Source organism: Deltaproteobacteria bacterium (assembly GCA_011773515.1).
Lineage (GTDB): Bacteria > Desulfobacterota > Deferrimicrobia > J040 > J040 > WVXK01.
The window spans coordinates 13,553-20,273 of the sequence record WVXK01000037.1 but is presented as its reverse complement, the minus strand read 5'-3'; the positions used below and the strand labels follow the sequence as shown (position 1 = coordinate 20,273).

The 6,721-nt window shown below is 62.9% G+C and carries 8 protein-coding genes; 4 read left to right on the top strand and 4 right to left on the bottom strand.

Going from position 1 to position 6,721, the window contains the following annotated elements; all coding sequences use genetic code 11:
• Both GTN70_03880 and GTN70_03875 read left to right on the top strand, forming a co-directional pair.
• Positions 1–386, top strand: a 386-nt coding sequence (locus GTN70_03880) for a hypothetical protein (GenBank protein NIO16128.1), incomplete at its 5' end; no start/stop codon positions are given.
• Positions 383–1,234 (top strand): TonB family protein, encoded by an 852-nt coding sequence (locus GTN70_03875; GenBank protein ID NIO16127.1) that lies wholly within the window; start codon positions 383–385, stop codon positions 1,232–1,234. The genes GTN70_03880 and GTN70_03875, both read left to right, overlap by 4 nt.
• 30 nt (positions 1,235–1,264) lie before the next feature.
• Here the strand turns inward: GTN70_03875 and GTN70_03870 are convergent, their stop codons facing one another.
• From GTN70_03870 to GTN70_03860, 3 genes are read right to left on the bottom strand one after another with little or no spacing between them, the layout of a single operon-like run.
• Positions 1,265–2,569, bottom strand: coding sequence for a DUF4147 domain-containing protein (locus GTN70_03870; GenBank protein NIO16126.1), 1,305 nt, complete (start codon positions 2,567–2,569; stop codon positions 1,265–1,267).
• Positions 2,570–2,578: 9 nt separating this feature from the next.
• The gene (locus GTN70_03865; protein ID NIO16125.1) at positions 2,579–3,970 is read right to left on the bottom strand and encodes an aspartate ammonia-lyase; all 1,392 of its coding nucleotides are present in this window, start codon (positions 3,968–3,970) and stop codon (positions 2,579–2,581) included.
• A gap of 14 nt (positions 3,971–3,984) precedes the next feature.
• Positions 3,985–4,617: a carbonic anhydrase gene (locus GTN70_03860; protein ID NIO16124.1), complete on the bottom strand. Its 633-nt coding sequence runs from the start codon at positions 4,615–4,617 to the stop codon at positions 3,985–3,987.
• Between the two features lie 208 nt (positions 4,618–4,825).
• Here GTN70_03860 and GTN70_03855 point away from each other — a divergent pair, with 208 nt between their 5' ends.
• Positions 4,826–5,269, top strand: a complete 444-nt coding sequence (locus GTN70_03855; GenBank protein NIO16123.1) for a hypothetical protein — start codon at positions 4,826–4,828, stop codon at positions 5,267–5,269.
• 84 nt (positions 5,270–5,353) lie between these two features.
• On the opposite strand, the gene GTN70_03850 is transcribed toward GTN70_03855, so the two are convergent.
• Complete coding sequence (locus GTN70_03850; GenBank protein NIO16122.1) at positions 5,354–5,590, bottom strand: hypothetical protein; 237 nt, start codon at positions 5,588–5,590, stop codon at positions 5,354–5,356.
• A 207-nt stretch (positions 5,591–5,797) separates the two neighbouring features.
• Between GTN70_03850 and GTN70_03845 the strand changes: the two genes are divergently transcribed.
• A complete protein-coding gene (locus GTN70_03845) occupies positions 5,798–6,718 on the top strand; it encodes a hypothetical protein (protein ID NIO16121.1) in 921 nt (306 codons plus the stop codon).
• Positions 6,719–6,721 lie beyond the last annotated feature (3 nt).

The following is a 6,721-nucleotide window of genomic DNA, read 5'->3' as shown; positions in this document are numbered from 1 at the left end:
ACCGGCGGGCACGGGTGGAGATGATCCCCCTGATCGACGTGCTGTTCCTGCTCCTGGTGTTCTTCATGTACGCCATGCTCTCCATGACCATCCACCGGGGGTTGAGCGTCCAGCTCCCCGAGGCGCAGGACGCCCCCGTGGACAGGAGGGAGTACGTGAGCGTCACGGTGACGGCCGCCGACGAGATATTCGTGCAGGGGGAGAAGTCCTCGCCGGAGGCGCTGGTGAGGATGGTCCTTGCGGAGGGAGCCGAGAGCGGAAAGAAGCCCGTTTTCATCAATGGTGACGCCCGGGCAAGCCACGGGACGATCGTCCGTGTCCTCGACCTGCTCCGGAGGGCTGGCATAAACGAGGTGACGATAGAGAGCGTCGAGGGGAAGCGATGAGAGCCACCGGTTACGCAGTTCCGCTGCTCGTGTCGTGCCTGCTCCACGCCGCGGCACTTGGCCTGTCGCCCGAGGATCCCTTCCGCCATCCGGCGGGAAGGGGTGAGCCTGCGCCGGTGCGCCTGAAGGTGGTCGGACCGCCGCGCGTTATCACCGCCCGGAATGCGGCGCACGATGCCGGGGAGAAGCGCCCCGCTGAAGATGAAGCGAGAAGGGGGAGCAAAGAGGCAGGCGGACTCGCTTCCCCGGCGCCAGAGAGCTCTCTGGTGGACGGACCAGAGGAGCGTGATACCGCCGTGAAGGAGCGACTCCTTGCTGCCGGACCCGCCCGCCATGCGGGGGGAGAGGCGGGGGAGAGGACGGCGGAGGCGGCACCGGCTCCCCCCGTGCGTTCGGACGGGGAGGACAGCCGGATGGCATCGGTGTCCGGGGACGCCCTATCACCCCCCGTTTCCCGGTCCGGAAGGGATGCGGCCTCTCCCGCAGGCGGCGGGGATGATGGCGCGATAGTCGAGGTGAGCAGGGGTGCGCCGGAAGATTCACCATCGCCGGGAGCGGGAGGCGGAATCACCACCCCGCCCGTCATCGCGAGCATGCCCGAACCGGAGTATCCCGAGTTTTCCCGGAGGCGGGGAGAGGAAGGGGTGGTGATGCTCGAGGTTGCAGTCGATGAGCAGGGGCGGGGGCTTCAGGTCGACGTCCTGCGCTCGAGCGGCCACGGCCGCCTTGACAGGGCGGCGGTGAGCGCCCTTTCCCGGGCGCGCTTTTTCCCCGCGAAGGAGGGCGGCAGGGCCGTTTCCTCCGTCAAAAAGATAGCGGTGCGCTTTTCCCTTAAAGAGGCGGATTGATAAGCGGTTCCGCCCACCCCCGCTGTTTCCCTACCGGTCTATCAGGCACATGAACAGGTCCATGACGTTGGTCCCCGTCGGGCCCGTTGTGAAGGAGTATCCCGTCCCGGCCAAAAATGCAGAGCTGTCGCTTTCTGCGATATACCGTTCGTGCTCCATCCCCGCTTCACGGCCGCGCCCGATCAGGCGCCCGTCGAAAAAGCCGCCGGCGGCCGTCGAGTTTCCGTCGATGCCGTCCGTGGCCGCGGACAGCCCCGCCACCCCTTCCGTCCCGTCCAGCGACAGGGCCGCCCCTATGGCGAGTTCCTGGTTCCTCCCTCCCCTCCCCCCGCCCCTGACCGTTACCACGGTTTCTCCCCCGCAGATCCATGCCGTTTTCCCGGGAGGGGCTTTCTCCCTCAGCGCGATAGCCTCTTTCCCGAGGGAGATTCCCGCAGCAAGGGCTTCGCCCTGGTACTGGAGGTCCGAAATCACGACCCCGTACCCCTTCGCCGCGAGAAACGTGCCGGCGGCGTCCAGGGCACGCCTGTTGTCGGCGATGACGACGTGGGGTATGGACGCAACGGGTATAACCTCTGTCTCCCCCTCCCTCCCCTCCCGGAGGCACGCCATGACCGACGGGGGGATTTTGCCGCCGACGGAGAGCTCCTCGATGATCCCGAGGGGATCGGGGGGGGATCCCCCGGCGAACAGGGGGCCGGAACCGATGACGGAGAGGTCGCTGCCGGGCACGTCGGAGATGACGAGGGCGCAGCCGCGGCAGGGGGCAAGGCCGCGCGCGAGCTTTCCCCCCTTGACCCGCGATATGGCTTTCCTGAGGCTGTTTAGCTGAAAGATCGATGCGCCGGCATGCATGACCGCACGGATGGCGGCGACCTTGTCTTCGAGAGGGATCTTTCCCTCCGGGAGGGCAACCACCGACGAGCTCCCGCCGGAGATAAGATACAGGAGCGTGTCCTGCTCTCCGATGCCGGCCATGGCGGAGAGGATGGCCCTGGCCGAGGCCACCGACCCGCTGTCGGGGAAGGGGTGCCCTCCCCGGAAGTGGTCCGCTCCCGGGCAGGAGACGTGGGGATCGGGGGAAGCGACGATGCCCACGTGAGGGATGCCGGTTACCTTAACGGCGGCACGGTACATTCCCCCGGCAGCCTTTCCCGTTGAGATGATAAGGAGCCTGCCCCGAACCCCCGGAGATATGTCTTCCCAGCGGCCGTCCCGGTTTACCAGGAGCCTTCCCCCCTCGCTCTTCAAATGGGCGGGGATGGCCCTCTCCGGCGAGGCAGCCTCGATTCCCTTCCAGAACGCTTCTTCCAGCAGGGGGAAGACCCTCTCCATGGGCCCTTCTCACACCATCTTTCTCGGGTCGAGGACGGCGTCGACCTCCTCCTGGCCGAGCAGCCCGCGCTCGACGAGGACCTGCCGCACCGACTTGCCGCTCTCGTAGGCCTCCTTGGCTACGGCGGCGGCAGCGTCGTACCCTATCTTCAGCGCCAGGGGCGTGACCATGGCGAGGCTCATCTCAATGAGCTCCTCGCACCGGCCTGCGTTCGCCGTTATTCCCGACACGCAGCGGCTGGAGAAGAGCGAAGAGACATTCGCCAGGAGCCGCACCGACTCCATGACGCTATGCCCGATCAGGGGCATCATGACGTTGAGCTCCAGGTTTCCCGACGAGTTCGCCATCGTCACGGTGACGTCGTTGCCGATGACCCGCGCCGCCACCTGCAGGACCGATTCGGGGAGGACGGGGTTCACCTTTCCGGGCATGATGGAGGAGCCGGGCTGGAGGGAGGGCAGGTTGATCTCGCCGATGCCGCACCGGGGCCCCGAGGCCATGAACCGGATGTCTGAGGCTACCTTGAACAGGGACGATGCAAGCCCCGACAGGGACTTGGAAAGGTCCGTCATGGCGTCCTTGCTCCCGAGCTCGGCGAAGTTGTTCGCGGCAACCCTGAAGGGGACCTTCGTGGTTTCCGCGATGATCGAGACCGCCATGGATGCGAAGCGGGGGTGGCAGTTCAGCCCCGTCCCGACGGCGGTGCCGCCCAGGGGGAGCTCGAGAAGGCCCTCGAGGGAATCCCGCACCCTGGCCATGTGCTTTTCCACCTGGGAGGCATAGGCGCCAAACTCCTGCCCGAGGGTCACGGGGACCGCGTCCTGCCAGTGGGTCCTGCCGATCTTGATCAGGTCGCGAAACTCCTCGCCCTTTGCTTCCAGGGCCTTTTTCAACCTTTCCAGGGACGGGAGAAGCTCCTGCTCTGCGCTGATCCTGGACGCGATGTGCAGCGATGCGGGGATGACGTCGTTGCTGGACTGGCAGAGGTTGACGTGGTCGTTGGGGTGCACGGGTTTTCTCTCCATCCTCCCGTGCCCCAAAAGCTCGTTGGCCCTGGCTGCGATGACTTCGTTTGCGTTCATGTTCGTGGAGGTACCCGACCCGGTCTGGAATATGTCGACGGGGAACTGGTCGGCAAGCTTTCCGTCGAGAATCTCCGACGCCGCTCCTTTGATGGCGGATGCAAGCTCCTCCGGCAGGAGGCCGAGGGCCTCGTTCGTCTCGGCAGCGGCGCGCTTTATCAGCACCAGCGCGCGAACGATCTCGGCGGGCATCGGGTATCCGGACACGGGGAAGTTGAGGATTGCCCTCTGCGTGGAGGCCCCGAAGTAGGCGGTCTCGGGGACCTCCATCTCGCCCATGGAATCTCTTACGGTAATGGTTCCGGTTTTTTTGCTCATGACGGTTCTCTCCTTCAGGTAAGGGGCTGAAACTCTCCGGTCTCGCCGTCGAGGTAGCGTATCCCTGCTGATTTCACGTCGTAGAGCCAGCCGTGAATGGTGATCTGCCCATGCGAGGCCGCGTCCCTGACGAAGGGGTAGGAAAGGATGTTAGCCACCTGCAGGCGCACGTTTTCGCGAAAGCCCGCCTCGACGGTCTCCTTTACCTCGTCGCCACCGATGTTTTCCCGTACGATTCTCTTCAGTGCCTCGCCGTTTCTCAACCAGCACTTGATGAACAGGGACCGGTCCACCGCGTCCGATTCTTGCAATATCCCCTTGATCGCCCCGCAGTTGGTGTGGCCCATGACGATGATGTGGCGTGCCTGAAGCACCTGGGTGCCGTACTCGAGAAAGGCGGCCACCCCCGTGGGGTCCTCTGATCCCGCGCGGTAGGGCGGGACGAAGTTTCCCATGTTGCGAAACAAAAACAGGTCGCCGGGGTAGGCCCCCGTCTTTAAGTGGGGCACGATGCGGGAATCGGAGCAGGTGATCATCATCGCGTCCGGGCTCTGGCCCTCTTCGAGCTTTCTGAACAGGTCCCTGTTTTTCTTGAAGAAATCCTCACCGTACCGCCTCAGGTTATCGAGATACCTCTTTCTGACCATTTTCCCCCTCCTGGCCCTTTTTTCTGTATTAGATACATTATTTTTCATAAGATGCAATCCCTTCCCGGGGGTGGCGCATTTTCCCTGTAAGAAGCGTACGCAATTTGAGATAATATAAAGCGCAGGCACATGTGGAATACCGGATTCCCCGTGATTCCTGCCGTTCCATCCTCGAATCAGTGCGGTGAACCTTTGCGAGGGAGGTTCCATGGATAAGAGGACGGAACTCGTGCTGTTTCGCGTGATCTTTCTGGTCCTTGTCATCCTGACGCTGCTGCTTGTGGGCTCGAAGGTGTTGGGGCAGTCTGCGGGCGGTACCCTGCCGTCGAAGTACCGCGTCATCTCGTCAAACGAACTGAAAGCCATGATCCCGGACAAGCATTTCGTGCTCATCAACGTGTCGTATCGGTGCAGCGGATACATTCCCGGGACCGACAGGGAGATACCCTTCAACCTCATCGAGCGTTCCTGCAACACCATTCCGCCCCCCGGAGAGGCCGGGATAATCCTCTACTGCAACCGCGGGTACATGTCGCGCGTTGCGGCAAGGAAGCTGATGATGATGGGCTATCACGAGGTCTACGTCCTCGAGGGCGGGCTCGATTGCTGGGAGCTTGAAGGGAACCCCGTGGAGGGAAGGGCCGGCAGGTAAAGGGCGGGGCAGGCGGCACCGGGATGGGGATGCAGGACAGAAGAGATCACCGCCCGCTCTGTTTCTCCTGGCGGCGTGCGGCTTCTACCTGCCAACGTTTTCCAGAGAGTGCCGGAGAGTCTGGTAGTCGATCTTCAGCCGTATGAAGCCGAAGTACATCCCCAGGACCCCCGTTACCAGACCGGGGTAGCTCCACCAGATCCCCCACAGGGAAATGGACAGGAAGAAAAGGGCGGAGGAGTTCACGAACCCGAAGGCCACCCCCGTGGTGATCGTCAGGTAGTACCGTATGATATTTTTCCTCTTCTCCTCTATGCTCATGGCCGTCTCCCCCCTTCGTTATCGGTACCCGTATGGTGAGCATTATAGTGCAAAGCCACGCCGGGCCACCCCGTTTTTTCTCTTGATGCAGGTCAAAGTCAAACCATCCCGCCTGCATTACCATGATCCTCTAGAGAGAGAACGGCCGCCCCTTACAGGGAGCGGATAAAAATAGACCGGGAATATGAAGAAAGAGGGAGGTACCAGATGGATCGATACATGAAAGGGTTTATCGTCGCGGCGCTTGTCTATTTTGCCCTCGCGGCCATCGGGGGGATCCTCATGGGGACCGGCGTGGACCCGTCGTGGCTCAGGTTTCTGCACGTCCACTTCAACCTGCTCGGGTTCATGTCCATGATGGTGTACGGGATAGGCTATTTCATCCTTCCCCGCTTCAACGGGAAGGTTCTCCGGTTCCCCGGCCTCGTGCCCGTCCACTTCTACGCCGCCAATGTCGGCCTGATCGGGATGGTCGGCACCTACACGCTGCGCCCCTCTCTTGCCTATGACGGTTTTGCTATACTGGAGGGGGTATCGGTGGGGCTCTTCGTGTTCAACATCATCGCTACCATGGTGGCCCAGCCGGCAGAGGAAAAGAGGGAGCCTGAAGCCGCGAAGGAGCCCATACTTCCCGGCCAGCGGGTGGGAGAAGTTCTGAAGAAGCATCCGGGGATATACCGGGTCTTCGTGGAGAACGGCATCGCCGCCCTCGCCGACCCGCAGCACAGGGCCCAGGTGGAGGAGCTGCCGGTCACGATCATGATGGCGTCGAACAAGCACGGCGTCCCCCTGGAGAAACTGATCAGGGAGCTGAACGACTTTATCGGCGTGAAGGTGAGGATCATGGGTGCAAAGCCCCCGGCCCAGAAGGCGGCGGCAGGGGGGCTCGAGAGGGGAGACAGAATAGAGGCCGGGCATATCCTCGGGGACATACTCGCGGCGTATCCCGAGACGGAGCCCGTTTTCAGGAAGTATTACGGCGATGGCTGCTTCTCCTGCCCGGGGCAGGCAACGGAGTCGGTGAACATGAGCGCACTCATGCACAACGTGAGCGAGGCGGAGATCCTCGATGAACTGAACAGGGTCGTATCCGCCGCGGTGGTTGAGGGCGCGGCGGACTCGAAATAGCAG

Coding starts and splice junctions, on each gene's coding strand:
- GTN70_03875 (NIO16127.1), top strand. CDS start 383: ATGAGAGCCACCGGTTACGCAGTTCCGCTGCTCGTGTCGTGCCTGCTC.
- GTN70_03870 (NIO16126.1), bottom strand. CDS start 2,569: ATGGAGAGGGTCTTCCCCCTGCTGGAAGAAGCGTTCTGGAAGGGAATC.
- GTN70_03865 (NIO16125.1), bottom strand. CDS start 3,970: ATGAGCAAAAAAACCGGAACCATTACCGTAAGAGATTCCATGGGCGAG.
- GTN70_03860 (NIO16124.1), bottom strand. CDS start 4,617: ATGGTCAGAAAGAGGTATCTCGATAACCTGAGGCGGTACGGTGAGGAT.
- GTN70_03855 (NIO16123.1), top strand. CDS start 4,826: ATGGATAAGAGGACGGAACTCGTGCTGTTTCGCGTGATCTTTCTGGTC.
- GTN70_03850 (NIO16122.1), bottom strand. CDS start 5,590: ATGAGCATAGAGGAGAAGAGGAAAAATATCATACGGTACTACCTGACG.
- GTN70_03845 (NIO16121.1), top strand. CDS start 5,798: ATGGATCGATACATGAAAGGGTTTATCGTCGCGGCGCTTGTCTATTTT.